The 24,985-nt window shown below is 70.7% G+C and carries 21 protein-coding genes; 15 read left to right on the forward strand and 6 right to left on the reverse strand.

Translation table 11 applies throughout. The features are described 5' to 3' along the window. Nucleotides 1-13 precede the first annotated feature (13 nt). Both ACFYXF_RS51070 and ACFYXF_RS51075 read right to left on the reverse strand, forming a co-directional pair. The gene (locus ACFYXF_RS51070; RefSeq protein WP_389361158.1) at nucleotides 14-1,570 is read right to left on the reverse strand and encodes a metallophosphoesterase family protein; all 1,557 of its coding nucleotides are present in this window, start codon (nucleotides 1,568-1,570) and stop codon (nucleotides 14-16) included. Nucleotides 1,571-1,590: 20 nt separating this feature from the next. Beyond that, nucleotides 1,591-2,475: an MHYT domain-containing protein gene (locus tag ACFYXF_RS51075; RefSeq protein ID WP_389361160.1), complete on the reverse strand. Its 885-nt coding sequence runs from the start codon at nucleotides 2,473-2,475 to the stop codon at nucleotides 1,591-1,593. Between the two features lie 250 nt (nucleotides 2,476-2,725). On the opposite strand from ACFYXF_RS51075, the gene ACFYXF_RS51080 reads away from it, so the two are divergent. The 6 genes from ACFYXF_RS51080 to ACFYXF_RS51105 all read left to right on the forward strand — a co-directional run bounded on the left by ACFYXF_RS51080 (nucleotide 2,726) and on the right by ACFYXF_RS51105 (nucleotide 10,173). After that, entirely contained in the window at nucleotides 2,726-3,826 is a 1,101-nt protein-coding gene (locus ACFYXF_RS51080; protein WP_389361162.1) for a substrate-binding domain-containing protein, read from the forward strand. A gap of 102 nt (nucleotides 3,827-3,928) precedes the next feature. Continuing rightward, nucleotides 3,929-5,278 (forward strand): ABC transporter substrate-binding protein, encoded by a 1,350-nt coding sequence (locus tag ACFYXF_RS51085; RefSeq protein WP_389361164.1) that lies wholly within the window; start codon nucleotides 3,929-3,931, stop codon nucleotides 5,276-5,278. 47 nt (nucleotides 5,279-5,325) lie between these two features. Next, entirely contained in the window at nucleotides 5,326-6,315 is a 990-nt protein-coding gene (locus tag ACFYXF_RS51090; protein ID WP_389361166.1) for a carbohydrate ABC transporter permease, read from the forward strand. Further along, the gene (locus ACFYXF_RS51095; protein ID WP_389361168.1) at nucleotides 6,312-7,175 is read left to right on the forward strand and encodes a carbohydrate ABC transporter permease; all 864 of its coding nucleotides are present in this window, start codon (nucleotides 6,312-6,314) and stop codon (nucleotides 7,173-7,175) included. Before ACFYXF_RS51090 ends, ACFYXF_RS51095 begins: the two co-directional genes overlap by 4 nt. Nucleotides 7,176-7,222: 47 nt before the next feature. After that, a complete protein-coding gene (locus tag ACFYXF_RS51100) occupies nucleotides 7,223-8,254 on the forward strand; it encodes a hydroxyacid dehydrogenase (protein ID WP_389361170.1) in 1,032 nt (343 codons plus the stop codon). After that, on the forward strand, nucleotides 8,251-10,173 hold the full coding sequence (locus ACFYXF_RS51105) for a DUF2264 domain-containing protein (RefSeq protein ID WP_389361172.1): 1,923 nt from the start codon (nucleotides 8,251-8,253) through the stop codon (nucleotides 10,171-10,173). The genes ACFYXF_RS51100 and ACFYXF_RS51105 overlap by 4 nt, the downstream gene beginning before the upstream one ends. An 89-nt stretch (nucleotides 10,174-10,262) precedes the next feature. On the opposite strand, the gene ACFYXF_RS51110 is transcribed toward ACFYXF_RS51105, so the two are convergent. The 3 genes from ACFYXF_RS51110 to ACFYXF_RS51120 form a co-directional block, all read right to left on the reverse strand. After that, nucleotides 10,263-10,469 (reverse strand): hypothetical protein, encoded by a 207-nt coding sequence (locus tag ACFYXF_RS51110; protein ID WP_389361174.1) that lies wholly within the window; start codon nucleotides 10,467-10,469, stop codon nucleotides 10,263-10,265. A gap of 80 nt (nucleotides 10,470-10,549) precedes the next feature. Beyond that, the gene (locus tag ACFYXF_RS51115) at nucleotides 10,550-12,073 is read right to left on the reverse strand and encodes a M81 family metallopeptidase (protein ID WP_389361176.1); all 1,524 of its coding nucleotides are present in this window, start codon (nucleotides 12,071-12,073) and stop codon (nucleotides 10,550-10,552) included. A gap of 31 nt (nucleotides 12,074-12,104) precedes the next feature. Beyond that, complete coding sequence (locus tag ACFYXF_RS51120; RefSeq protein WP_389361178.1) at nucleotides 12,105-13,310, reverse strand: ROK family protein; 1,206 nt, start codon at nucleotides 13,308-13,310, stop codon at nucleotides 12,105-12,107. A gap of 184 nt (nucleotides 13,311-13,494) precedes the next feature. Between ACFYXF_RS51120 and ACFYXF_RS51125 the strand changes: the two genes are divergently transcribed. From ACFYXF_RS51125 to ACFYXF_RS51145, 5 genes are all read left to right on the forward strand, one after another. Continuing rightward, the gene (locus ACFYXF_RS51125) at nucleotides 13,495-15,291 is read left to right on the forward strand and encodes a peptide ABC transporter substrate-binding protein (protein ID WP_389361180.1); all 1,797 of its coding nucleotides are present in this window, start codon (nucleotides 13,495-13,497) and stop codon (nucleotides 15,289-15,291) included. Nucleotides 15,292-15,301: 10 nt separating this feature from the next. Next, nucleotides 15,302-16,261, forward strand: coding sequence for an ABC transporter permease (locus ACFYXF_RS51130; RefSeq protein WP_389361182.1), 960 nt, complete (start codon nucleotides 15,302-15,304; stop codon nucleotides 16,259-16,261). Further along, entirely contained in the window at nucleotides 16,258-17,142 is an 885-nt protein-coding gene (locus ACFYXF_RS51135) for an ABC transporter permease (protein ID WP_389361184.1), read from the forward strand. The genes ACFYXF_RS51130 and ACFYXF_RS51135 overlap by 4 nt, the downstream gene beginning before the upstream one ends. Beyond that, nucleotides 17,139-18,929 carry a dipeptide ABC transporter ATP-binding protein gene (locus ACFYXF_RS51140; protein WP_389361186.1) on the forward strand — a complete coding sequence of 597 codons (1,791 nt, stop codon included), beginning with the start codon at nucleotides 17,139-17,141 and terminating at the stop codon, nucleotides 18,927-18,929. Before ACFYXF_RS51135 ends, ACFYXF_RS51140 begins: the two co-directional genes overlap by 4 nt. 528 nt (nucleotides 18,930-19,457) lie before the next feature. Then, entirely contained in the window at nucleotides 19,458-20,393 is a 936-nt protein-coding gene (locus ACFYXF_RS51145; RefSeq protein WP_389361197.1) for an ROK family protein, read from the forward strand. Here the strand turns inward: ACFYXF_RS51145 and ACFYXF_RS51150 are convergent. Then, nucleotides 20,379-20,999, reverse strand: coding sequence for an L-threonylcarbamoyladenylate synthase (locus tag ACFYXF_RS51150; protein ID WP_235472576.1), 621 nt, complete (start codon nucleotides 20,997-20,999; stop codon nucleotides 20,379-20,381). The genes ACFYXF_RS51145 and ACFYXF_RS51150 overlap by 15 nt on opposite strands. A gap of 58 nt (nucleotides 21,000-21,057) precedes the next feature. On the opposite strand from ACFYXF_RS51150, the gene ACFYXF_RS51155 reads away from it, so the two are divergent. The 4 genes from ACFYXF_RS51155 to ACFYXF_RS51170 all read left to right on the forward strand — a co-directional run bounded on the left by ACFYXF_RS51155 (nucleotide 21,058) and on the right by ACFYXF_RS51170 (nucleotide 24,818). Then, nucleotides 21,058-22,602, forward strand: a complete 1,545-nt coding sequence (locus tag ACFYXF_RS51155) for a helix-turn-helix domain-containing protein (RefSeq protein ID WP_389361189.1) — start codon at nucleotides 21,058-21,060, stop codon at nucleotides 22,600-22,602. 287 nt (nucleotides 22,603-22,889) lie between these two features. After that, entirely contained in the window at nucleotides 22,890-23,276 is a 387-nt protein-coding gene (locus ACFYXF_RS51160) for a DUF6479 family protein (RefSeq protein WP_389361191.1), read from the forward strand. Nucleotides 23,277-23,293: 17 nt separating this feature from the next. Continuing rightward, nucleotides 23,294-24,121, forward strand: a complete 828-nt coding sequence (locus ACFYXF_RS51165) for a methyltransferase domain-containing protein (protein ID WP_389361193.1) — start codon at nucleotides 23,294-23,296, stop codon at nucleotides 24,119-24,121. A gap of 79 nt (nucleotides 24,122-24,200) precedes the next feature. Continuing rightward, the gene (locus ACFYXF_RS51170; RefSeq protein ID WP_389361199.1) at nucleotides 24,201-24,818 is read left to right on the forward strand and encodes a DUF6629 family protein; all 618 of its coding nucleotides are present in this window, start codon (nucleotides 24,201-24,203) and stop codon (nucleotides 24,816-24,818) included. Nucleotides 24,819-24,985: the final 167 nt, after the last annotated feature.

Below are 24,985 nucleotides of genomic sequence, written 5' to 3' on the forward strand. Positions count from 1 at the left end.
GTCGTACGGACGTTCACACGCCGTCGATTGTGCCAGGCGACCGGGTCAGCGGGATGGTCACCTCGTCCTCGACCGGCGGATCCAGCTCCTGACCGAGCTTGCCGGTCGCGGAGAAGCAGCGCAGCCTGACCGCCTCCGGGGACACGTCGAGACGCAGGAAGCTCTTGAAGAACGGCGGGCTGTACGTCGCCGAACTCGGCGAGAAGAGCTGCGTGTACGCCTTCCGGACCGGGAGCCGGAAACGCCGAGTACGGCCGGGACGGCGGGCCGCGCCCAGCAGACCGGCGACCAGCCGGATGCGCCAGGTGAGCCGGACGTCCTCGCCGGGTGCGCGCGCCGGACGGATGCCCAGGCGCTCGGCGATCACGGCCGTCGCCTCGGCCTCGGAGAGGGTGAAGAAGCGCCGCAGGTGCAGCCGTCGGCCGTAGACGCGGCTGTAGAAGGCCAGCGAGTCGCCGCGCAGCGGATAGCAGCGGAAGTCGTCCTCGGTGACATCGGCGACCGAGACGCGCTTGATGGTGTGCGTGGCGTGCATGAAAGCCCCGCCGCCACCCGAGACGACGTACTGGATCCTCCGGCCGTGCACGTCCACCGGATAGCGCTGGTAGTTGTGGATGTCGCCGCCTATCGCGGCCACGAAGTTCCGCTCCGGATCGCGGACGAGGTCGTCGACCGTGCCGCCGCCCTCGATCGGGCAGGGGTGGTGCTCGCCGTCCACGTACAGGGGCGACCCGGTGACGAGGATCTTCGGGACCGGCCCGGCGGACACCTCCTTCAGCCAGCGGCCCTGTTCGGCGTCGAGCGTGCCCAGCAGACCGGTGTCGATGCCTATGATCCGCACGGGTCCGGCGTCGATCGCCCAGTACGGGCCCGGCTGGACGGCCTGTTGGGCGGGAACCGACCTCAACTTGCTTGCCTCGGCGAGGCGTTGCTCGTCGACGGGGCTCGGTCTGTGCCACAGCAGCCCTCGCAGCCAGGCCCGGGTGAGGGGGCGGGGCGCGGGTTCCGCCGGGAGGGGCGGGGCGTCGCAGAAGACGCGCATGAACCCGTTCAGGTCCTCGTACCAGTCGTGGTTGCCCGGTATCGCGTAGATGGGCGCCGGATAGTCCTGGTAGGGACGGAAGAACTTGGTGTTGTAGTCGTCGGTCGCCCCGACCGGGTAGATCACGTCACTGGCGAGCACGGTGAACGCCGTGTCCTGACCGACTGTCAGAAAGCCCGGGACGACGGCGTATTGGGGTGCGTCGCCCTCGCCCGTGTCGCCGATCACCATGAAGGAGAAACGGTCCGGATCGCTGCGCCGGACGACCTTGTCGGCGGGAGCGCCCGCGGCCGTGCGCTGTTCGGCCCAGCGGCTCCGGGTACGGCCCGTCGGGTCCCCGAACCAGGAGGCCAGGATGCCGTTGCGGGCCGGCCACAGTGTCCGGGGGTTGATCCACGAGAGCTTCTCGACCCGACTGGGCATCAACTCCCGGTAGGTGCCCGGATCTTCGGCGCCCCAGCCGGCGCCCTCGGGGGTGTCGCGGGACGAGTGGGCCCGTACGGAGTCAGCCCGTGAGGAGTCAACCATCGGGGCACCGTAGCAATGTCCTACAGCCGGAGATCCGTCCGGGTGGAAGTCGGATTCTGCTGCCAACCCGGGGACGGCTGCTCCTTGCCCTGCCTGGCCGAGGGCTGCCTCGGTATCTGCCGCGTGTCCTGCGCGGGTTGCTGCTGGGCACCCTTTCCGCCCCACTCGCCGTCGCCCAGGACCAACAGCGGATCGAACATCACCACGACCGCCGCCAGCAGCAGGAAGATGGCCGGGCCGATCAGCATCGGCAGCAGCAGCGAGGTCGGCGAGTCACCGGCCCAGGTGGTGCCGCCCGAGTCGTGCAGATGCACGCTCACGGCGGCCATGCCCGTGTAGTGCATCCCGCTGACGGCCACCCCCATCACCAGGCTCGCCCCGAGGCTGGTCAGAAAGCCCCGGATGGAGACGGCCGCCCACAGCGCGGCCGTCGCGGCGACGACGGCGATCACCACGGAGAGCGCCACGGTCACCATGGCGTAGTGGATTTCGCCGTTGAGGTGGAGCGCCGCCATGCCGAGGTAGTGCATCGCGGCGACACCCAGACCGGTGATGGTGCCCGCGACGGAGAGCGCCGCGGGCGTGGCGCCGCGATAGCCGACGACGAACACACCGATACCGACGACGACTATCGCCACGGCGAGACTGGTGACCGTCAGCTCGACGTCGTATCGGACCGCGGTCTCCTCGACCTGGAACCCGATCATCGCGATGAAATGCATGGTCCAGATTCCGCACCCGATGGCCGCCGCTCCCAGCGCCAGCCAACCCGGTTTCCACGATTCCTGGTTGAGCAGTGATCTGACCACACAGCGCAGACCCAGGGCGCTCCCGAGGCAGGCCATGACGTAGGCGGCCACCGGGGTGACGAACCCGTAACTGAATCCGTCAATTGTTCCTTGCATATGCCAATTCCCCCCGAGGTGCAGCATGTTGAGGGGTGAAATTCTCGCCTCAAGTGAGAGTAAAGCAAGCAGTTACCACGAGTATTCGGTGAATATTTCTTGACTGAAGGTCAGGGTCGGCTGGAAAAGATGAGACCCGGTCGGAACCCCTTATTCCGGTAGTGGTGCCGCCGTCCGGCCCGCCGATCGCTATGCTGCGCGACAAAGCGTTCAAACGAACATCGGGCGGACCGAACATGGAGCGAACGGTATGCGCGAGCCGGTCGAACTGAGGCGGCAGCGGATCCTGGCCGCGGTGCAGGCACGCGGTTCGGCCCGGGTGACCGATCTCGCCGCCGAGCTGGAGGTCTCGGTGGTCACGGTCCGCCGGGACGTGGAGGAACTCGCCCGCGAGGGCAGACTCCGGCGCGGCCACGGCATCGCCCGCTCCACCCTCCCCGCACCGGACGCCTCGTCCGAGCACGTCACCGCACCCGAGGACGGCGACACCGTCGTCCTGGTCGTACCCGCCCGCCACTCCTACCTCTACGAGACCCTGCACGGCGCCCGCCCGGTCCTGGAGGAGGCCGGTGTGCGCATCGCCCTGCACATCGCCCCGCAGGTCGCCGGCGCCGAACACCCCCTGGTGGAGCGGGCGTTGGCGGACGGCGCCCGGGGTGTCCTGATCGCTCCGCGCTGGCGCGCCCTCGCCGACGAGGAGGCCGACGCGAAGTGGCTGTGCGGGCTGGGCGTGCCGACGGTCCTGATGGAGCGCAGACCGCGCCCCGGCAGCGCGCTGCACGCCCTGGACTCGGTCTGCTCCGACCACTGGTACGGCGCCCATCTCGCCGTGGAGCACCTGATCGCCCTCGGCCACCGCAGGATCGTCTTCGCCACCCGCGACGACAGCCCCACCGCACGGGCCCTGCGCGCCGCCCTCACCGAGATCGCCGGGGCCCACCCGAAACTCGACGCCTGGACCCTCACCCTCAGTTCGCCCGACGCGGGCCCGGATCGCTCGGCCGGCGCGGACCGTCCGTCCGTCGACCTGCCCGGCGTCCTGCGCGAACTGGATGCCACGGCCTGTGTGCTGCACGGCGACGTGGACGCGCTGATGCTGGTCCAGGAGCTGGCCGCGCAGGGTGTCCGCGTGCCGGAGGACTGCTCGGTCGTCGCGTACGACGATGTCGTGGCCGCCCTCGGCAGCACCCCCCTCACCGCCGTGTCCCCGCCCAAGGGCGAGGTCGGCAGGGCCGCCGCCGAACTGCTTCTGCACCGGCTGAGGGACCCGCGGGGCGGTGGGACGGCGCCGGCGCGGCGGATCGAACTGTTGCCGGAGCTGAAGGTGCGTGGGTCGACCCGCAGTGTGTAGCGATCGTTTGACCGCTTTATTTTCTTCTGATCGCTCTATTGACCGTTTCTGGTGGGCCGATGAGGATTCCCGTATCTCGATCGAACAGGACGGGAGGCACCCATGCCTGGTCGACAGAACCCCCGTCGACGAAGCCGTCGGTCCGTGCTCACCGCGATGGCCGCATTACCGCTGGCAGGCGCGGTGAGCGCCTGCAGCGGGGGAGCGGACTCCGCCTCGCGCGCCGCCGGCGGGAAAGTTACCCGCATCACCTTCTGGTCCGCGTTGCGCGGCAGCCAGGAGGTGGTGGACGCCTTCAACAGCACCCACGACAGCATCCAGGTCGACTACCAGCAGGTTCCGTCCGGCGGTCAGGGCGGCTACGCCAAACTCAGCAACGCGGCCCGCGCGGGCAACGCTCCTGACGTGGCCACCATCGAATATCCGCAGGTGCCCGGCTTCGCCATCGACGGAGTCGCCCGCGACCTCACCTCCATGGTCAGCGACGAACTGCGTGCCAAGCTGCTGCCCCAGGCCCTCGGCCTCACCACCTTCGAACAGCGCGTGTTCAGCGTCCCGTTGGACGTCGAACCGATGGTCATGCACTACCGAGCCGACCTGTTCGCCGAGCACGGCTTCGAAGTGCCGGGCACCTGGGCGGAGTTCGAGGAACTGGCCCGCGCCGTCCGCCGCAAACTGCCGGGCCGGCGGCTGGTCCTCTTCCCCACGGACGGCGGCACCCAGTTCGCCGCCTACTCCTGGCAGGCCGGCGCCCAGTGGTTCGACACCACCGGCGGTGCTTGGAACGTCTCCCTTGCCGACGCCCCCACCCGGCGCGTCGCCGCCTACTGGCAGCGCCTCATCGACGAGGACCTCGTCTTCGCGAACGCCGTCGAGAGCAGACAGTCCGACGCGCAGATCGCCGACGGACTGGTCCTCACCCGGCTCACCGGCGCCTGGGAGGCGGGCGCCCAGATGAAGGCACGCCCCGCACAGGCCGGCCAGTGGCGGATCGCCCCGCTGCCCCAGTGGGACACAGGCCGCCCGTCCGTCGGTACCCACGGCGGCTCCACCTTCGCGGTCACGAAGGACAGCCGACACCCGGAAGCCGCCCTGGAGTTCATCGCCTGGCAGGTCTCCCACCCCGACGCGCTGCGCGCCCGCCTCTCCAGCGGCACCAGCAGCCAGTACCCGGCCGCGTCCGCACTGGTCACGGTGGGCCGAGAGGCGTTCGACCGCTCCTACTACGGCGGCCAGGACATCTACACCCTCTTCGAGGAGGAGGCCCACAAGATCCGCGACGGCTGGGTCTGGGGCCCCCGCTTCACCGCCACCCAGCGGGTGATGCAGGACAACTTCGCCCGCGTCGGCGGCGGCCAGGGCTCCCTCATCGACTCCGTACGCGCGGCCCAGGACGGCACGATGCCCGACCTGAAGGCACTCGGCCTGTCGACCACGCAGCACAGCACATGAGCCGCGACCTCCGCACGGTCCGCCGCCCGAAAGGCAGGTGACACCCCATGACCGCGACCACCCAGGCCCAGCCCACTGTGCCCGCCACCGCCTCCCGCGCCGCCGTCCCGGTCTCGGCCCAGCGCGCCCGCAAGAGGGCCCACCGACGTCAACTCGTCGCGTGCGCCGTCCTGATGGCCCCCTTCTTCGCGCTCCTCGTCACCGTCTTCCTGATCCCCGTGGGCACGGCGGTCTACCTGAGCTTCTTCAGCGACGACCAGCCCGGCCTCGGCTTCGGCCCCGAACGCACGATCTTCGTCGGCCTGCGCAGCTACGCCGCCGTCCTCACCGACCCGACGTTCCTGTCCGGGCTCGCCACGGTCGCCCTGTACTGCCTGATCTACATCCCCCTGATGGTGATCGGCGCGCTTGCCCTCGCCCTGCTCCTCGACTCCGGCGTCGTACGGCTGCGCGCCTGGGCCCAACTCGGCCTGTTCCTGCCGCATGCCGTGCCCGGCATCATCGCCGCCCTCATCTGGCTGTACCTCTACACACCAGGCATCAGCCCGGTCATCGACCTGTTCGCCAAGGCCGACATCACCATCGACTTCCTCGGCATCCACACCGTGCTCCCGTCGATCGTGAACATCGCCCTGTGGAGCAACCTCGGCTACAACATGGTCGTCTTCTACGCCGCCCTCCAGGCCGTACCCCGGGAAGTCATCGAGGCGGCGGTGGTCGACGGCGCCGGGCCCGTCCGCACCGCACTCCAGGTCAAGACACCCCTCGTCCGCACCTCGATCGTCATGGTCGCCATCTTCACCCTCATCTGGGCGCTGCAGCTGTTCACCGAACCCATGCTGCTCAGCCAGTCCTCCCCGATGATCAACTCCCGTTTCTCGCCCAGCATGTACATCTACGACGCCGCCTTCACCCGCAACAACTACAGCCTGGCGGCAGCCGCCTCGGTCGTCCTGCTCGTCTGCACGATCGCCCTGTCGTACGGCGTCACCCGCTGGACCAGCCGCGCCAACACCCCCGAGGAGACGGCCCGATGAGCACCGGCGACAGCACCCTCATGCGCCCGCGCCTGCTCGGCCGGGCCACGGTCAACGTGGTCGTCACGCTCTCCGTCCTCTACACCCTGCTGCCCGTCCTGTGGCTGGTCCTCGCCGCCGGCAAGAACCGGGACGCGCTGTTCAGCAGCAACCTGCTGTCGCTGAGCGACTTCTCCTTCGTGCAGAACCTGCGCGACCTGTTCGCGATGGACGACGGCCTGTACAGCCGCTGGTACGGCAACAGCCTGCTGTACGCCGTCCTCGGCGCCGGGATCGGTGCGCTGGTGAGCGTGGCCTGCGGTTACGCCTTCGACAAGTTCAGCTTCCGGCACAAGGAGAAGCTGTTCGGCCTGGTGCTGGCCGCAGTCATGGTGCCGCAGACCGTGCTCGCGCTGCCGCTGTACCTGATGGCCTCGGAGGCCGGCCTCGTCAACACCTACTGGGCCGTGTTCATCCCCGTCCTGTTCAACCCGTTCGGCGTCTACCTCGGCCGGATCTTCAGCCAGGGCTATGTCCCCGACGAGGTCCTTGAGGCCGCCCGCGTCGACGGAGCGGGCGAACTCACCACCTACGTACGGGTGGCCCTGCGGATGCTGGGCCCCGGCCTGGTCACGGTGTTCCTCTTCCAGCTCACCGCCATCTGGAACAACTTCTTCCTGCCCATGGTGATGCTCTCCGACCAGGACCTCTATCCCGTCAGCCTCGGCCTGTACCAGTGGAACAGCTCGGCCTCCGTGTCGCCCGAGTACTACCCGGTGGTGATCATGGGCTCCCTGCTCGCCGTCATCCCGCTCATCCTGGCCTTTGCCCTGCTGCAACGCTTCTGGCGCAGCGGCCTGACCGCCGGCTCCGTCAAGTAGTGGTGGTCGCAGCGGAGTTGTCGACAGCAAGGAGTACCAGACCCCGAATGACCGTGTCCTCGCCGGGCCCCGGCTTCCGCCCCCGCGCCGCCCTCGCCATGTCCCCGGACGCCGCGGCCGCCGTCCTCGACCCCGCCTCCCTGACCGCCCTCGCCGCCGTCTGCGACCTCGCTCCGCTGCCGGTCCTGGACGACTTCGGCACCGAGCGCGCCCGCAAGATCCTCGCCGACGTCGACCTCCTGGTCACCGGCTGGGGCTGCCCCGTACTCGACGCCGACGCCCTCGCGGCGGCGCCCCGGCTGCGGGCGGTCGTGCACACGGCGGGCAGCGTGCGCCCGCATGTCACCGAGGCGTGCTGGGAACGCGGCATCGAAGTGTCGTCCGCCGCCGCCGCGAACGCCCTGCCGGTGGCCGAGTACACCCTCGCCATGATCCTGCTCACCGGCAAACACGTCCTGGAACGGGCCGAGGCGTACGCCACCACCCAGACCCGGGACGACTGGCTGCGCACCTCCCGCACGATCGGCAACTACCGCCGGACCGTGGGCATCGTCTCTGCTTCCCTGGTAGGCCGCCGAGTCATCGAACTCCTCCACCCCCACGACTTCGAGATCCTCCTGTACGACCCCTACGTCACCGACGCGGACGCCGCTGAACTCGGCGTGGAACGCGTCGAGTTGGACGCCCTGTTCGCCCGCTGCGACACAGTCAGTCTGCACACTCCCCTGCTGCCCGCCACCCGGGGCCTGGTGAGCCGTACCCTGCTCGACTCCATGCGCCCGGGCGCCGTGTTCATCAACACCGCAAGGGGAGGAGTCGTCGACCAGGACGCCCTCACCGACGCCGTCCGGGCACGCCGTATCCGTGCCGTGCTCGACGTCACCGATCCCGAAGTCCTGCCGCCCGAGCACCCGTTGTGGACGTGCCCCGACGCGCTCCTCACCCCGCACCTCGCCGGCTCCCAGGGCAACGAGTGGCGCCGCCTTGCCGACCTCGCCGTCGGCGAGACGGAACACTGGGCGTCCGGCGCCGGATTCCGCCATCCCGTACGACGCGAAAGGCTGGCCTTCCTCGCATGAGCAGCACGACCCGCAACAGGAGCAGCGGCATCCCCTTCGAACTCCCGCCCGAGGACCGCGAGTCGAGCCCGCATACCGGCTACACGCGGGCCCACTGGGAGGCTGTGGCCGACGGACTGCTGGCCGCCGCCTGGCGCTGGAGCACCCCCGGCGGAGCCCTGCTCGACCTGCCCGGCGTCCCGTCACGCTCGGGCGTGCGCTCCGACGGCCTCGAAGGCTACGCCCGCACCTTCCTCGCCGCCGCCTTCCGCGTAGCGGGCGCGGGCGGAGACGACCCGCACGGCTGGCTCGACCGCTACGCCCAGGGCCTCGCGGCGGGCACCCGCACCCCCGGCCGCGCGGACACCGAGTCCTGGCCGCTCATCCTCGACCACGACGTCCAGGGCCAGCCGATGGTCGAGTCGGCCTCCGTGGCCCTGGGCCTGCGGCTGACGGCGCCCTGGCTGTGGAAACGGCTCGACTCCGCCGTACAGGACCGGGCGGAGGAATGGCTGCGCGGCTCGCTGCGCCACTCGCCGGCCCCGAACAACTGGTACCTCTTCCCCTACACGGTCGCCGGATTCCTGGAGTCCGTCGGACGCGGCGACGCGGAGACGACGAGGGCCCGCGAACGCGCCCAGGAGCTGATGGAGACCTGGTACCGGGGCGACGGCTGGTACGCCGACGGCGACGGCCGGGCCTTCGACCACTACAACGGCTGGGCCCTGCACCTGTACCCGGTGCTCGACGCCCACCTGGGCGACGACCAGGAACTGTCCGCCCGCTACGGCCCGCGTCTACGCGAACACCTGGACGGCTTCGGTCTGATGTTCGGCGGCGACGGCGCCCCGATCCACTTCGGCCGCTCCCTCTCGTACCGCTTCGCCGCATCGGCGGCCGTAGGCCTGGGCGCCCTCACCGGCGACACCCCGCTGTCGCCAGGAACCAGCCGCCGCCTCATCAGCGGCAGCCTCCGCCACTTCCTGGACCGGGGCGCCCTGACGGAGGACGGCCTGCTGACCCTCGGCTGGCACGGCCCCCACCAGGCCACCCTCCAGACATACTCGGGCCCGGCGTCCCCGTACTGGGCCTCGAAGGCATTCGTCTCCCTGCTCGCCCCCGCCGACGCCCCCCTCTGGACGGCCCGCGAGGAACAGGCACCGGTGGAGGAGAGTGACCGGGTACTGTCGCTGCCCGCCCCCGGCCTGCTGGTGCAGTCGACCCGAGCGGACGGGATCGTACGGCTCCACAACCACGGCAGCGACCACGTCCGCCCGCACGAGGGTGAGACGGCGGCCGAGAACGACCCGCACTACGGCCGCCAGGCCTACTCGACCCACTCAGGACCGACCGCCCCCGCCAACATCGCCGACAACCACCTCTCCGTGGAGATCGCAGGCCGTGGCAGCGTCCGCCGCCGTATCCACCCCCTGGGCGCGGGCCACGAGGACGACTGGGGCTGGGCGGCCTCCTGGCACCGCCCGGTCTTCACCGCGGGCCCGCCCATGGTGCCGGGTCTGCGGGTGGAGAGCGTCACGGTGGTACGGGGCCGTCACGAACTCCGAGTCCACCGGGTGATCGGCGCCCCGGCGGGGACCCGAGTCACGCAGACCGGCTGGGCGACGGGCCCCGAGGAGCCACTGACATCGACGCTCCACGCCCTGCACGGCTGGACCCCGGAGGCGGAGGAGACCCGGGCCCCCCAGGGCACGGCCTACACCCGCTGGGCCGTCGTCCCCCGCCTGACAGGCGAGGGCGCGTCCCTGTACGTGGCTCTGGCGACTCTCACGGCGGACCCGACCCCGCTGGTACCCGAGCAGGTGATCTCCGAGGTCGAGGTGACGGACACGACGGTAGAGGTGACCTGGGCAGAGCACGGTGTGCGTACCAGGATCACCTTCGATCCGATGGCGGTGCAGCAGAACCAGGCGGTCCAATGAAGTCGCGCAGTCCGACAACGCGCCCGTTTTTAGGGGCGCGGGGAACTGCGCGACCAGCCCCCACCGGACCCGCACCCAACAACGAACCCCTAGGGCAGCAACTTGTCCAACGCAGCAGAACCCTCCTCCGCCAACTTCCGCTCCGCCCACGCAAGACTTCGCGGAGTCACATCCCGTCCCGTCGCAAGCACCAGATCCTCCGCGGACGCCCCATGCTCGGAACCGGTGTGCAGCAGGGCGTCCGGGGTCGTGCTGTCGTCGGACGGAGAGGACGAATCAGAGCTCTTGATCGGCATGACGTCTCCTTGCTCGACCGGACTCCCTACCACCATGCACAGCCCACGCCCCGCGCGCACCCCGCACCGCCACGAGCCCCCTATTCGTCGGCCCCTCCCAGCGGCTCGTCGGACGGCGGAACGATCCTCGCCGCAAGATCCGGCTCCCCCATCTCCGCATCGAACGGAAACATGGGCCGCCGAATCCGCCGATGCCCCAACCGCCCCAAGTCCTGGTCGACACCACCGGGGGTCAACGCCAGCTTCCACCCCACAGCCATGTCGAACAGCTCAGGTTCGAGATAGCCGATCTTGACGAGGACAAGATCGGCCCCGCGAGGATCGAGGTCCAGGTCGGTGAAGTCGTTCTCGTGGTGGTACGGCTTCCGCAGCCGCGTGAGAATCACGTGCACGCTGCCGACCCGCAGCACGACCTCGGTCCCGGCGTCCCGGTCCCCGTGCCGCACCGCGTGCACGACCCCGGTCATGGTGAGCGGCCTGGCATGCCGGTCGTCCACCTCGGCACCGGCGGTGACCGTGACGACCGCCCCGACACCCGCCGCCACCGCGGCCTCGACGGCGGCGGGCCCCGGCACGGAGGCGTAGATCACGGTCGGACCGTCCGGGTCCTTGAACTCGGGCCGGTCCAGGACACGCCCGAGCCCCCAGGTCACATCACCCGCACCGCCCGCCGTCGGGTTGTCGCCGGTGTCGCTGATGAAGTACGGCCGGGCGTCCGACGCGAGCGCCTCGTCCAGACACGCGTCCAGCGAGCCCGTCGGCGCGACGAACGCGAACCTGCTCCGCGCCTCCCAGAAACCGCGCGCCAGCCGCTCGGCACCGGCGGACACGGCGGCCTCGTCGAACCCCGTGACGACGACCGCGGCCCGGTTGCGCGGCTCGTCCGCCCACGCGTACCCGACCCAGATCGCGGCGTCCAGCACACCCTCGGCCGCCTCCACCTCGTCGACGGCCGCGTACACGCTCCGCGCGGGCTCCATACGCGTCGAGGTCTGCTCACCGGCCAGCAGCACCGGCACCGGGATCCAGGCCTTGACCGGCCGGGGGGCGCCGCTGACCAGGACGTCCACCAGGTTCCGTACCGCCCGCTCCTTGGTCTCCATGTGGTCCTCGTGCGGGGCCATCCGGTAGCAGGTGATCAGATCGCTCTGATGAGCCAGCTCGCGCGACACATTGCCGTGCAGATCCATGGACGTGGACACGATCACGTCCGGGCCGACGACCTCCCGGATCCGTTCCAGCAGAACCACCTCGGCATCATCGACACCCTCCACGGTCATCGCGCCGTGGATGTCGTACCAGAGGCCGTCGAGCGGGCCCAACTCCCGCAGCTGGTCGATGAGTTCGTCGGAGAGCTGTGCGAACGCTGCAGCCGTCACCGTCCCGCCGGGCAGCGCCTTGCCGACCAGCGCTCCCCGCCACTCGGCCGCCTCCCGCAACGGCTCACCGGGAGCCAGGAACGGGTAACGCGTGAGCACGTCCGCGCCGCGCTGCGGATGGAACGCGGGCGCCTCGGTGCGCGCGGGGGAGAAGGTCGACGACTCGATACCGAGCCCGGCGACGGCGATCACCGGACGGGCTATGGCGGTACGGGACTGGGGCATGGCTCCTCGCAGAATTCAGGGGTGCAGAGGTTCAGGAGTGAGAGGAAGGGGAGGGCCCGGTCAGGGCCGCCAGGGCATGCGCCAGCGCCCGTTGCAGGGCGAACTGGCCCGCGCCGACCAGTCCGGCGTCGGCGCCGAGACTCGCCCGCTCGATCACCAACTGCTCGGTCACCAGCGGATGGCAGCCCTCGTACAGCTGACTGCGTACCGCTGCGACGAACGGCTCCAGCGTCGACAGCAGACCCCCGAGATACACGGCGTCGGGGTTGAAGAAGTTGACGTTCGCCGACAGGACCGTGCCGAGATAACGGCCGGCGCGGCGCACGGCACCGGTCGCCTCCGGGTCGGCGTCCATGGCCAGCTTGACGACGTCCTCGATGGAGTCGACCCGGGCGCCCCGCTCCCGGAGGATCCGCACCAGCGCCGCCCCCGACGCGACCGTCTCCAGGCAGCCCGTGTTGCCGCACGAACAGGGTGTGCCGTTCTCGTTCTCGACGCGGACGTGGGTGATCTCGCCGGCCGCTCCGGTGCCGCCCCGGTACAGCCGGCCGTCGGCGATGACACCGGCGCCGATGCCGGAGCCCATCTTGACCATGATCGACTGGCGCCGTTCGGCGGGCTGGACGCTGTGCTCGCCGACGGCCATGCAGTTGGCGTCGTTCTCGATCGCCGCCGGGACACCGAAGCGGTCTTCCAGCCAGGCCCGCACCGGGAACCTGTTCCAGCCGGGCATCCGCGCCGGGAGGGTGACGACGCCCGACTCGACGTCCACCGGGCCCGGCAGGCACAGCCCGACACCCCGCAGCAGCTCCCGGCCGTGCCGGGCGGCGAGCGTCTCCAGGGTCTCCGCGAGACCGGGCAGGGCCGCCTCCGGGCCCTCGGCGGTGGCGAACGGCACCGTCGACACATCGGTGAGCCCGCCCCCGGGGAACACCACCCCGACCCGGGCATGTCGGCTGCCCAGGTCCGCCGCGACCGCGAACCCGTCGCTGCCGCCGAGCCGCAGCACCTTCCGGGGCCGCCCGCCGGTGGAGGACCGGGTGCCGTGCTCCGCGACCAGCCCGTGGGTCACCAGCTGGCCGACGGTGAAGGAGATCGTCGAGGGCGCGGCGCCGAGCAGATCGGCCAGCTCGGTCCGGGTCGTCGCCTGCCCGGAGGACAGCAGTTCGAGCACGCGCTCGGCCAGCGAGGAGACACCTGGAGCGGCCCTTCGGTGCGAGGCACTTTTTTCGGTCATGGGCGAAGTAACTTCCGACGACGGGGCTTCGAGTGACGAGCGTACGTCGGTGATCGCCCTCTCCGGCTTTTTCCAGAACAGCAGAAACAGGCTTTTTACAGCGGTGCGTCTGTTTCTTCGTACCCGCGAGTCGTTGACTGGCTCATCAATCGCCCATCACATCTCCGGTGATCCGAGGAGAACCATGTCGTCCCCTGCTCGCACCGCGCTCGTCGCCGGTGTCATCGTCTCGGCGAGCGCGCTGCTGCTCGCAGGTTGTTCCGGCACGAGTGACACGTCGTCCGAGTCGAAGGACTCCATCAACTACGCCCTGCCCGCGAACTTCACCCCGAACTGGATCCTGCCGATCGGCACCGCGGCGCACCTCAACACCAACAACAACTCCATAGCGGCCAGCCTGTGGGAGCCGCTCATCGCGTACGACGGCTCCACCGGGAAGATCGCCTGGAACAAGAAGGCGTCGATCGCCACCGCCGCGGACTTCGCCGCCGACGGAAAGAGCGTCACCATCACGCTCGGCGACCGGAGTTGGAGCGACGGCAAGCCGATCACGGCACGGGACGTCGAGTTCTGGTTCAACGTCATCAAGGCGAACAAGGCGGAGTGGGCCGGCTACAACCCCGGCAAGGCCCCCGACAACTGGACCGCGTTCAAGACCGTCGACGACCGGCACTTCACGATCACCTTCGACAAGGCCTACAACTCCCAGTGGATGCTGGCCAACGAGCTGAGTGCCATCACGCCGCTGCCCCAGCACGCGTGGGACAAGACCGGTGCCTCGGCCGCTGTGACGGACGCCGACCGCACGGCCGCGGGCGCCAAGCAGGTGTGGACGTACCTCAACACGGCCGCGAAAAACATCTCCGGCTACGACAGCGACGCCCTGTGGAAGACCATCAGCGGCCCCTACTCGATCAAGTCGTTCGCCACCTCCGGGAAAGTCGTCCTCGCCGCCAACAAGAAGTACGACGGCGGCGAGAAGCCGAACATCGCCACCGTGAACCTCCTCCCGTTCACGACTGCGGACGCCGAGAAGAACGCCCTGCGCTCCGGAAGCGTCGACTACGGCTACATCGAGGCCACCGACCTCGACCAGAAGGACAGCTTCACCAACCGGGGCTACGCCGTGCAGCCCTGGTCGGGCTGGGCGATCACCTATCTGCCGTACAACTTCAACAACCCCACCATGGGCGCCGTGTTCAAGCAGCTGTACGCCCGCCAGGCCGTCCAGAAGTCCATCGACCAGGCCGGTCTCGCCAAGGTCATCTTCAACGGCACCGCCGTGCCCGGCTACGGCCCGATCCCGCAGGCCCAGTCCTCCGACTTCCTCTCCGCCACACAGAAGAGCAACCCGTACCCCTTCTCCACCGAGGAGGCCAAGTCCCTTCTCGCTAGCCACGGTTGGACGGAACAGGGCGGGGTCATGGTCTGCACGGACGCGGGCACAGGAGCGACCCAGTGCGGTGAAGGCGTCGCCAAGGGAACGAAGTTCGAGATACAGGTGCTGTCGCAGTCCGGCTCGACCGTGACCGACAACATGATGAGCGCGATCCAGTCGTCCCTCGCCAAGACCGGCATCAAGTTCTCCATCAAGACCGCGCCCGTCAACTCCGTGCTGGCACAGACCCCGCAGTGCACCGCGAGCCAGGCCATCTGCAAGTGGCAGCTTTCCTTCTTCGGCACGGCCGGCAGCTGGTACTTCAACGCCTTCCCGACCGGCGACTCGCTCTTCCAGACCAAGGGCGGTTCGAACTTCGGCAACTACTCCAACCCGGACGTCGACAAGCTGATCACCGCCTCCACCACGTCCACGTCCAACCAGGCCATCCAGGACTACAGTTCGGCCCTCGCCAAGGACCTGCCCGTGGTCTGGCTGCCCGAGCCCGTCTACCAGATCTCCGTCGTCAAGAACGGCCTCGGCGGCTTCTCCCAGGACTCGCTCGCCAACTTCCATCCCGCCCAGTGGAAGTGGACCAGCTGAGGCCCCTCGCATGGACACCTTCCTCTACCTGACCCGGCGGGTCCTCCAGGCGCTCGCGGTGATCCTCATCGTGACCGTGGTGGTCTTCTGCCTCCTGCACGCGCTGCCCGGGGGTCCCGCACGCGGGATCCTCGGCCCGCAGGCCACCGCCCAGCAGATCGCCGCCTTCAACCACGAACAACGCCTCGACCAGGCACTGCCCGTCCAGTACGTCCACTACCTGGGCACGCTGCTCCACGGCGACCTCGGCACCTCGTACACCCTCAACGAGTCCGTCTCCGCGCTCATCGAACAGCGCCTGCCCAAGACCCTGGTCCTGACTGTCCTGTCCGCGTTCGTCGGGCTGCTCCTCGCGATCCCGCTCGGCATGTGGCAGGCGGTGCGGCGCAACAAGCCCGTCGACTACGTCATCACCACGCTCGGCTTCGTCGCGTACGCGACCCCCGTCTACTTCCTCGGCCTGATCCTGGTGCTGGTCTTCACCCAACTGCTGCCCTGGTTCCCGTCCCAGGCACCCCAGGGCGAGACCCTTGGGCAAGTCCTCGCCCAGCCCAACGCGTTGGTCCTGCCGGTCGTCGCCGGCGCCGCCTCGATGGTCGCCGTCTTCAGCCGCTACATGCGTGCCGCGACTCTGGAGAACCTCTCCGAGGACTACGTCCGCACAGCGCGGGCGGGCGGCTCACGGCAGGGCGCCATCCTGCGTCGGCACGTCTTCCGGAACTCCCTCACGCCCGTCGTCGCGATGCTCGGCTACTACGTGCCCGTGCTCTTCGGCGGCGCGCTCGTCGTCGAGCAGCTCTTCAACTACCCAGGAGTGGGGCTGCTGTTCTGGAGCGCGGCCCAGTCCTCCGACTACCCGGTGCTGCTCGGCTGCGTCCTCGTCATCTCGGTCGCGACCGTCGTCGGCACGCTGCTCGCCGACATCGTGCAGCGACTGGTCGACCCCCGAGTGAAGGCAGGCCGAGCATGAGCGCCGTACTCCGGACGACGACCCCACCGACGGAGGCGGTCGCCGGATACCGCCTGCCGCTACGTCGGTTCGCGCGCAACCGGCTCGCCGTCGCGGGACTGGCGGTCGTAGTCCTGTTCCTCCTCTTCTGCTTCGTGGGCCCGTTCCTCTACTCCACCGACCAGACCCACACCGACCTCACCCAGGTCAACCTCGCCCCGAGCGGCTCCCATTGGCTCGGCACGGACGCCGTCGGCCACGACGAACTCGGGCGGCTGATGTACGGCGGGAAGGTGTCCCTCCTCGTCGGTCTCGCGGCGGGCATCCTCGCCACCGTCATCGGCACGCTGTGGGGAGCGATCGCGGGCTATGCGGGCGGCTGGATCGACGCGGTGATGATGCGGGTCGTCGACGCGGGCATCGCCATCCCGGCGCTGTTCATCCTGCTCGTCGTCTCCGCGATCACCACTCCGGACACCCTCGGCCTGATCGTCATCCTCGGCCTGGTGTCCTGGCTGGTCCCGTCCCGCCTGATCAGAGCGGAAACCCTGACCCTGAAGAACCGCGACTACGTCCTCACCCTGCGTGCCATCGGGGGCACGCACGGCCGCGCGATCGCCCGGCACATCCTGCCCAACTCGGTGTCGACCATCGTCGTCGCGGCCACCTTCCAGGTCGCCGACGCGATCCTGCTCGTCGCGTACGTCTCCTACCTCGGCCTCGGCGTGCAACCGCCGTCGACCGACTGGGGCGGCATGCTGTCGGCCGGCCTCACCGCCGCGTACTCGGGCCGCTGGTGGCTCATCGTTCCGCCGGGCCTCGCCATCATCCTCGTCGTCTGCGCGTTCAACGCGATCGGCGACGGGCTGCGCGACGCCTTCGACGTCAAGGGGCGTGGATGAACATCCTGGAGATCGAGAACCTGGACGTCACCTTCACCACGGAGACCGGTGACGTACCCGCCGTCCGCGAGGTGTCGCTGCACGTCCGCCCCGGCGAAACCCTCGCCCTCGTCGGCGAGTCGGGCTCCGGCAAGTCGACGGTCGCGCTGGCCGCATTGGGCCTGCTGTCGGGCAACGCACGGGCGACGGGCCGGGTCGAGATCGGGGGAGTGGATGTCGTAGGTGCGAGTGAGGCGGACCTCGCCCGCCTGCGCGGCCGTACGGCATCGATGGTGTTCCAGGAGCCCGCCACAGCTCTCGACCCGCTCACCCGGATCGGCGCCCAGATCGCCGAGGTCATACGGAACCACCGCCCCCTCTCCGCCAAGGAGGCCGCGTCGGAAGCGGTCGATCTCCTGCGCCGCGTAGGCATCCCCGACCCGGAGAGACGGGCCTCCGCCTTCCCCTTCCAGCTGTCCGGCGGCCAGCGCCAGCGCGTCGTCATCGCCATGGCCATCGCCAACTCGCCCGGCCTGCTCATCGCCGACGAGCCGACCACCGCTCTCGACGTCACCGTCCAGGCCGAGATCCTCGACCTCCTGCGCGCCCTGGCCGCCGACTCCGGCACCGGCGTCCTGCTCGTCACGCACAACATGGGCGTGGTCGCGGACTTCGCCGACCGGGTCGCCGTGATGCTCCAGGGGGAGATCGTCGAGACGGGCCCGGTCGAAGAGGTGCTGCTGCGGCCTGCGCACGAGTACACGCGCCGATTGCTGTCGGCTGTGCCGCGACTCAGGGTTGCCGAGTCGGGGGAGGGAGCGGGGCGGTTCTCCGGTCCTGGCTCCGAGGGGATGGCGGTGGCTGAGTCGGGGGGCGGGCCGGAGCGGTTCCCGGGCGCCGGTCCCAAGAGACTGACGGTCGCCGAGCCGGGGGACGTGCCTGTGGCGGCACCCGAGGCCCCCACCGACGCTCCCGTGGTCGAACTCCGGCACATCTCCGTCCACTTCGGCCGTGGCCGCCGTACCGTACGGGCCCTCCAGGACGTCTCCCTCACCGTCGCCCCCGGTGAAACCGTGGGCCTGGTCGGGGAGTCCGGCTCCGGCAAGTCGACGGCGGCGCGGGTAGCTCTGGGCCTGGTTGCCCCCGCGTCCGGCTCGGTCGCGCTCTTCGGCACAGACCTCGGCCGGGCCCGGGGACGCGCAAGGCGCGCTCTGCTGGCCGGGGTTGGCGTGGTCCTCCAGGACCCGGTGGCGTCCCTGGACGCGCGGATGAGCGTCGGCGAGTGCGTTGCCGAGCCGCTGCGCGTCCACCGCCGGGGCATGTCGGCGGCGGAGCGTCGGGCGCGGGTCGCCGAGGTGCTCGAACGGGTGCGGCTGCCAAGGGAGTTGGCGGGGCGCGGGCCGCGCGAGCTGTCCGGCGGGCAACGACAGCGGGTCAGCCTGGCCCGTGCGCTCGTCCTCGAACCACGGCTCCTGGTGGCCGACGAACCGACGAGCGCCCTCGACGTGAGCGTCCAGCAGACGGTCCTCGAAGTCATCAGCGAACTCCAGGACGAACTGGGCTTCGCCTGCCTCTTCGTGTCCCACGACCTCGCCGTTGTCCAGCAGTTCGCACAACGAGTGGTCGTGATGCGCGCCGGACAGGTCGAGGAACAGGGCCCGACGGAAACGACTCTCCTGCACCCCGGCACGGACTACACGCGACGCCTGATCGCGGCCGTTCCGGTGCCGGATCCGGTGGTGCAGCGCCAACGCCGGACGCAACGGCGGGCCGCGTCGGCGGTGAGCGGAACGGGGACCTTGGCATGACGACCTCTCTGCATCCCGGTGCGGGCCATGCCCGGCGTCCGATCGGCGAAGCCCCGGTCCCGCAATGGCGGCGTCGCACGGAATGCCGGGCCGCCCTCGTCTTCGGCGGAACGGGGACCTTGGCATGACGACCTCTCTGCATCCCGGTGTGGGCCATGCCCGGCGTCCGATCGGCGAAGCCCCGGTCCCGCAATGGCGGCGTCGCACGGAATGCCGGGCCGCCCTCGTCCTCGGCGGAACGGGGCTCCGGCGCGACGAATCTTCTGCGCCCCGGCGCGGACTGCGCCCGGTGCCTGATCGCCGTGGTCCCGGTGCCCGACCCGATTCCGCAGCGCAGGCGCCGGACGGAGCACCTGGCTGCCCTGGCGGTCGGTGGAAGGAGGGCTTCGACGTGACGAGTTCCCGGTGCCCCGGTACGGACTGCACCCCGCGCCTCGTCGCCGCCGCGCCCGACCCGCTCCCGCAACGTCGGGCCGCGACCACCTCCAGTGCAACGGGGGCCGCCGCGTGACCCTCCCCCTCCCCGCGGTGTACGCCGGTGTGGACATCGGCGGTACGAGCACCCAGGTCGTGCTGTGCGCGTCCGACCTCGCGGTTCTCGCGCGGGCCGAGGTGCCCACTCCGGCGGCGCACGGCGGACAGGCCATGATCGACGCGGCGTTGGGTGCGCTCGCCGGGCTTCTCGCCCGGACGCCGGCCCGGCTTCTCGGTGTCGGGGTCGGCGCTGCGGGGATCGTGGACGCGGACGCCGGGCGCGTGCTCGTTGTCAGCGACTCCTTCCGCGGCTGGGCCGGGTTCGAGGTGACCGCTGCGATCCGGGGCGCGCTCGGGGTTCCGGCGTACCTGGACAACGACGTCAACGCGTTTCTGCGGGGCGAGGCGACGAAGGGGGCCGTGGCGGGCGTACCCCATGTGCTCGGTATGACACTGGGCACCGGGGTCGGTGGGGCGCTGTGGATGGGCGGGGCGCTGTACGAGGGTCCGCACGGGGCCGCCGGGGAGATCGGGCACGTACCCGGCTTCGGCGATCTGCCCTGTACGTGCGGTGGCCGTGGGCATCTGGAGACGCTTGCCTCCGGGCGGGCGATCGGGCGGCGGTACGGCGAACGCACCGGACGCGCCGGGCTCAGCGCGAAGGCGGTCGCGGCAGCCGCGGACGGCGATGACCACGACGCGGCCGTCGTCTACGAGGAGGCGGGTGCTGCCCTCGCCCGGGCGATTCTCATCACCGCCGGACTGGTGGACGTCACCGCCTATGTCGTCGGCGGCGGTGTCAGCCGTGCCTGGCATCTGCTCGAACCGGCCGTCCGTGCGGCCCTCGCCGCCGAGCCGCCCGTCAGCGGACGGCCCGTCAGCGTCGTACGGGCCCGGCTCGGCAGCGATGCCGTGGCCGTCGGAGCGGCCTCCCGCGCGCGGGACGAACTCGGGGCGTACGAGGTCAGGGAGGCGTCACTCGAAACGTGACGTGTCGCCCGCGCCCCGGCGGACGATCTCGGCCTCGCCGCTGGAGAAGTCGATGACCGTCGTCGGCTCCGTGCCGCAGTCCCCGGAGTCGACGACCGCGTCCAGGACATGGTCGAGCCGCTCCTTGATCTCCCAGCCCTGCGTCAGCGGATCCTTCTCGTCGGGGAGGAGGAGGGTGCTGGACAGGAGGGGTTCACCCAGTTCGGCCAGCAGGGCCTGCGCGACCGTGTGGTCCGGGATGCGCACGCCCACGGTCTTCTTCTTCGGGTGCAGCAGCTTGCGCGGCACCTCGCGGGTCGCCGGGAGAATGAACGTGTAACTGCCCGGCGTGGACGCCTTCACGGCCCGGAACACGTCGTTGTCGACCTGCACGAACTGGCCGAGCTGGGCGAAGTCCCGGCACACGAGAGTGAAGTGGTGACGGTCGTCGAGCTGCCGGATCGACCGGATGCGGTCGATGCCGTCACGGCTGCCGAGCTGACACCCCAGCGCGAAGCAGGAGTCCGTCGGATACGCGATCAGCGCACCGGAGCGAATGCTGTCGGCCACCTGACTGATCGTGCGGGGCTGCGGGTTGTCGGGATGGACGTCGAAGTACCTTGCCATCCACCGAGCCTATGCCCTCCGTGAGGTAAATTCCGGACCGGGAAGCGGTGTGAACGTGATGGACCAGGGGAGAGGCGTCGTGGCAGGCAGCGGGACCGACTACGGGCACGACGGCGTAGGCGCCTCCGGCAGCTGGGCGGACGAACTCCTCGACCAACTGCGGCCGGCCACCCGTGACATCGGCAGAGTGACCGCCTGGCTCGCCGGAACCATCGACGCCGAGGTCTCCCTCCAGGACGTGACCGGCACCCTCCTCGCCGGTGACCGGCTGCCCGCCGCCGACGACCTCGTGATGGACGTGGCCACCGGCAGAATCGCTTCTGCAGCGGTGCACACCCAGGGACGCCATGTCCGCCTGGCCGGACTCGGCCACCCCGTCACCAAGGGCGTGCTCGCGGTGGCCCGCAGCCGGCCCTTCGACCAGCGAGCCACCGACATCGTCGCCCGCACGGTCTGGGTGCTCGAACTGCTCCTGCGGGAACGCGAGACGATCAGCGCCGAACGCCGGCTCGACCGGGCGACCTCCGACCTCCGGCTCGCCATCCTCCAACTGCTCATGGTCGGCGACATCATCGCGGCCCGCCGGGTCGCCGCCGGCCTCTGGCCCGGCCTGTTCGACACCGACACCGCCTGCGTCTACGTCCTGGAGGTCCACGCCGCACGACGTGACGATCTCGCCGAGGAGTGCCAGGAGGCGGCGGAGGGGCACGCCCTCATCGTCCGCTGCCCGGCAGTCGACGAGCATCTGATCGTCGTGGCGCCCATCGAGCGGGGCCAGGACAGGGCGGGTCCGGAACTGCGCTCGGTCGTCGGCGAACGTACCGACACCTTCATCGGCGGCAGCGTCCGGCAGAACCTCGTCCAGACCGCCACGGCGTACGGACAGGCCGTCAGCGCGCTCGCCGTGGCCCGCTTCCGCCCGGACCGGGCCGCCGTGTACGCCGAACGCACCCACCCCGAGCGGCTGATGAACCCCCTCGCCCTGCGCGGCTGGGCCGACCGGCTGCTGCGGCCCCTCGACGACCTGCCCCACCACACCCGCGCCGAACTCCTCGCCACCACCCGCCTCGGCTTCTCGTTCACCGCCGTCAAGACGGCCATCATCCTCGGCGTCAGCCGCAACACCGTGCGCGCCCGGATGGAACGCGTGGAAGGCCTGCTCGACGCCGACTTCTCGGACCTCACCACCCGGGCCGCCGTCCAACTCGCCCTCAACACCCAGGCCGCCGTCCCCGACGGACCGCGCCCGCCCGCGACCCCGCCCGCCGGTGTGACCGAACTGCTGCGCACCGACCCGCTCCTGGCCTGGGCGGACGGTCTCCTCGGCCGCCTCGCCGCGGACACCCGGGACCTGCGGCGGACCGTCCGCACCTGGATCGCCGCCGGTGGCAACGCGGAACGCACCGCACAGGTGCTCGGCATCCATGCGCAGACCGTGCGCGACCACGTACGCAGCGCGGAACCCGTCCTCGAACGCCAGCTCCTCGCCGGCGGCAGCGACCTGTACGAGGTCGTCCTCGCCCATCTGGCCCTCGGCGACCTCGACGAACCCGCCGTCGGCCGGGCGAAGCGGGACCATCCGGACGTGACCGTGCACGAGTGAGTCCTCGGCGCGAAAGAGAGGGCACCGGCGAGATACACACAGCGACTCGACGCGCGTAGGTTCATCTGGACGCCGGTGCTCCGGTACGCGCGCCTCCCCGAGAGGTGTGCCCGGGCGCCGGTGCCCATGACGGGTGCCTGGCCGGAAATGGCCCCCAGGACCCGCGGGTGCGGGGGCGCGGCCGGCACGGGGGTCCGGCCGTTTCCCGCACCCGCGGCTTTCACCCCGTACGTCGGATTCGGGCGGGCCGGGTGAGTAGCCGATCGTTTCGTGGGCACTCGGCGGCCATGAACACCGCACGAGCAGCAGCAGACACGGGACAGGTACTCGCCGCATCGAGCGACGTACTCAATGTGATCGCCGCCTTCGCCGGTGGCCTGATCGTGGCGGGCCTGCTGATCTGGGCCGTCCGGTTCGGCGTGCGGGTGAAGGACGCGGAGGCACCGCGGCCCACGCCGGACGAGCAGCCGAAGCTGCCGGAGTCCGGGGCGGTGCACGAGGAGCGGGAGCGGCGCGAGCCCAACGAGGTGCCGCAGACCTCGGACGAGGACGAGCGGCTCAGGCCGCACAACCTCCACCCCTCCGGCACCAAACGCGGCGACGACCAGACCCGCCCGCGCTGGTCGCCCGGCAACAGCGGCTCCTTCGGGAGCGGTGGCTCGGGCAGGACCTGACTCCTAGAGTGGGCCGCATGGGGGAAACACCTGACACCCGGCCCACCTCGGAGTTCCACGCGCGCAACTTCGCCACGGCGGACGTCGACAGGCTCGTGGCGGGCCTGGACGCACAGGACGCGGCCGACGGCGTACGACGGCTGCGCGCCTGGGCACAGAACGCGCTCGACCCGCGTCCGGGCGAACACGCGATCGACGTCGGAAGCGGCACGGGAACGCAGACCCTGGCCCTGGTGGCGGCCGTGGCCCCGTCCGGCGACGCGCTGGGCATCGAGGCGAACCCGGTGATGCGCGAGGTCGCCGAGCGGCGGGCGGCCGCGGCCGGCAGCGCGGTCCGCTTCCTGGACGGCGACGCGCTCGCCCTCCCGGTGCCCGATGCCTCGGTGGACGTGGTCTGGTGCGAGCGGGTCCTGCAACATCTGTCCGAGCCGGACAAGGCCGTCGGCGAGATCGCGCGGGTCCTGCGGCCCGGCGGCCGGGTGGCGCTCATCGACTCCGACTGGGGGACCGCCCTCCTGTACCCCGGTGACCCCGACACGGTGGCCGCGCTGACGGCGGGGGTCCTGGCCATGGCGGCCAATCCGTACTCCGGGCGCCGGCTGCTGAGTCAGCTGACCGACGCGGGGCTGGAGGTCGACGACCAGGGCTCGCAGGCGCTGATCCAGGACAGCGGGACGGTGACCTGGCCGTTGGTCCGCATGATGGCCGAGTCGACCGTACGGAGCGGGCTGATGACCGAGGCGCAGCGTGACCGGCTGTACGCGGATCTGACCGAGGCGGCTGAGCGGGGCGCGCTGCACATGTCGGTGACGATGTTCGCGGTGGTGGCACACCGGCCCGTCTGACCCGTCGGCGTGCGGCTGGAGGCGGGGCGTGGTCCGCTGTGAGGCCGAGGCGTGCGACGACGGAACCTGTGGCGGCGCGATGTGCTGGAGTGCGACGGCGGACCTGGTGGCGGGTGTGGGCGTCGCCGCCGTGGGCGTGGCGTGCGTGACGACGGTGACGCGGGCGGGCCGCACCCGTGATCTGCCGCTGGCCGCGCTGCCGTTGCTCCTCGGGGCCCACCAGATCGTCGAGTCCCTGGTCTGGCGGGCGGACGGTGGAACCGGCCCGGCGACCGTGACCTGGGCCGTCATCGCCCTCCCGCTGCTGGCGCTCTGGGTACCGGTGGCCGTCCTGTGCGCGGCGCCCAGGAGCGCGCGGTCGCGCCTTCTGCTGCCGCTGGGCGCGGGTATCGCGACGAGCGCGGCACTCGCGTACAGCCTGTCGGACCACCCGGTGACGGCCCACATCCGCGGCCACACCGTCGGGTACGCCGTCGACCTGTCCCACTCCGGGCTGCTCGTCGCGGGCTATCTGTTCGCCACGGTCGGCTCGCTGCTCCTCTCCGGTGACCGGCGTCTGGTGCTGTTCGGGATGCTGGCCGGTGTGGGCGCGCCGGTGTGCTGGGCACTGTGGCGACTGGAGTTCGTGTCCACCTGGTGCGCCCTCGCCGCACTCTGCTCCCTGGTCCTGCTGGACTGGGCCCGGGTCCGCGGGTGAGTTTTCTCGCCCCCGCCGCCCCTACCCGTTCCCATCCCTGGGGGCTGCGCCCCCAGACCCCCGCTTCGGCCTGAACGGCCTCGTCCTCAAACGCCGGACGGGCTGGTAGTCAGCCCCTCCGGCGTTTGAGGAGCGGGGGTTCGGGGGCGGAGCCCCCGAGGATGGGA

It is taken from the genome of Streptomyces sp. NPDC002680, from assembly GCF_042889145.1.
GTDB lineage: Bacteria > Actinomycetota > Actinomycetes > Streptomycetales > Streptomycetaceae > Streptomyces > Streptomyces adonidis.

Bases quoted from the DNA above. Each gene is read 5' to 3' on its own strand.
- ACFYXF_RS51070 (WP_389361158.1), bottom strand. From the start codon at position 1,570: ATGGTTGACTCCTCACGGGCTGACTCCGTACGGGCCCACTCGTCCCGC.
- ACFYXF_RS51075 (WP_389361160.1), bottom strand. From the start codon at position 2,475: ATGCAAGGAACAATTGACGGATTCAGTTACGGGTTCGTCACCCCGGTG.
- ACFYXF_RS51080 (WP_389361162.1), top strand. From the start codon at position 2,726: ATGCGCGAGCCGGTCGAACTGAGGCGGCAGCGGATCCTGGCCGCGGTG.
- ACFYXF_RS51085 (WP_389361164.1), top strand. From the start codon at position 3,929: ATGCCTGGTCGACAGAACCCCCGTCGACGAAGCCGTCGGTCCGTGCTC.
- ACFYXF_RS51090 (WP_389361166.1), top strand. From the start codon at position 5,326: ATGACCGCGACCACCCAGGCCCAGCCCACTGTGCCCGCCACCGCCTCC.
- ACFYXF_RS51095 (WP_389361168.1), top strand. From the start codon at position 6,312: ATGAGCACCGGCGACAGCACCCTCATGCGCCCGCGCCTGCTCGGCCGG.
- ACFYXF_RS51100 (WP_389361170.1), top strand. From the start codon at position 7,223: ATGACCGTGTCCTCGCCGGGCCCCGGCTTCCGCCCCCGCGCCGCCCTC.
- ACFYXF_RS51105 (WP_389361172.1), top strand. From the start codon at position 8,251: ATGAGCAGCACGACCCGCAACAGGAGCAGCGGCATCCCCTTCGAACTC.
- ACFYXF_RS51110 (WP_389361174.1), bottom strand. From the start codon at position 10,469: ATGCCGATCAAGAGCTCTGATTCGTCCTCTCCGTCCGACGACAGCACG.
- ACFYXF_RS51115 (WP_389361176.1), bottom strand. From the start codon at position 12,073: ATGCCCCAGTCCCGTACCGCCATAGCCCGTCCGGTGATCGCCGTCGCC.
- ACFYXF_RS51120 (WP_389361178.1), bottom strand. From the start codon at position 13,310: ATGACCGAAAAAAGTGCCTCGCACCGAAGGGCCGCTCCAGGTGTCTCC.
- ACFYXF_RS51125 (WP_389361180.1), top strand. From the start codon at position 13,495: ATGTCGTCCCCTGCTCGCACCGCGCTCGTCGCCGGTGTCATCGTCTCG.
- ACFYXF_RS51130 (WP_389361182.1), top strand. From the start codon at position 15,302: ATGGACACCTTCCTCTACCTGACCCGGCGGGTCCTCCAGGCGCTCGCG.
- ACFYXF_RS51135 (WP_389361184.1), top strand. From the start codon at position 16,258: ATGAGCGCCGTACTCCGGACGACGACCCCACCGACGGAGGCGGTCGCC.
- ACFYXF_RS51140 (WP_389361186.1), top strand. From the start codon at position 17,139: ATGAACATCCTGGAGATCGAGAACCTGGACGTCACCTTCACCACGGAG.
- ACFYXF_RS51150 (WP_235472576.1), bottom strand. From the start codon at position 20,999: ATGGCAAGGTACTTCGACGTCCATCCCGACAACCCGCAGCCCCGCACG.
- ACFYXF_RS51155 (WP_389361189.1), top strand. From the start codon at position 21,058: ATGGACCAGGGGAGAGGCGTCGTGGCAGGCAGCGGGACCGACTACGGG.
- ACFYXF_RS51160 (WP_389361191.1), top strand. From the start codon at position 22,890: ATGAACACCGCACGAGCAGCAGCAGACACGGGACAGGTACTCGCCGCA.
- ACFYXF_RS51165 (WP_389361193.1), top strand. From the start codon at position 23,294: ATGGGGGAAACACCTGACACCCGGCCCACCTCGGAGTTCCACGCGCGC.
- ACFYXF_RS51170 (WP_389361199.1), top strand. From the start codon at position 24,201: ATGTGCTGGAGTGCGACGGCGGACCTGGTGGCGGGTGTGGGCGTCGCC.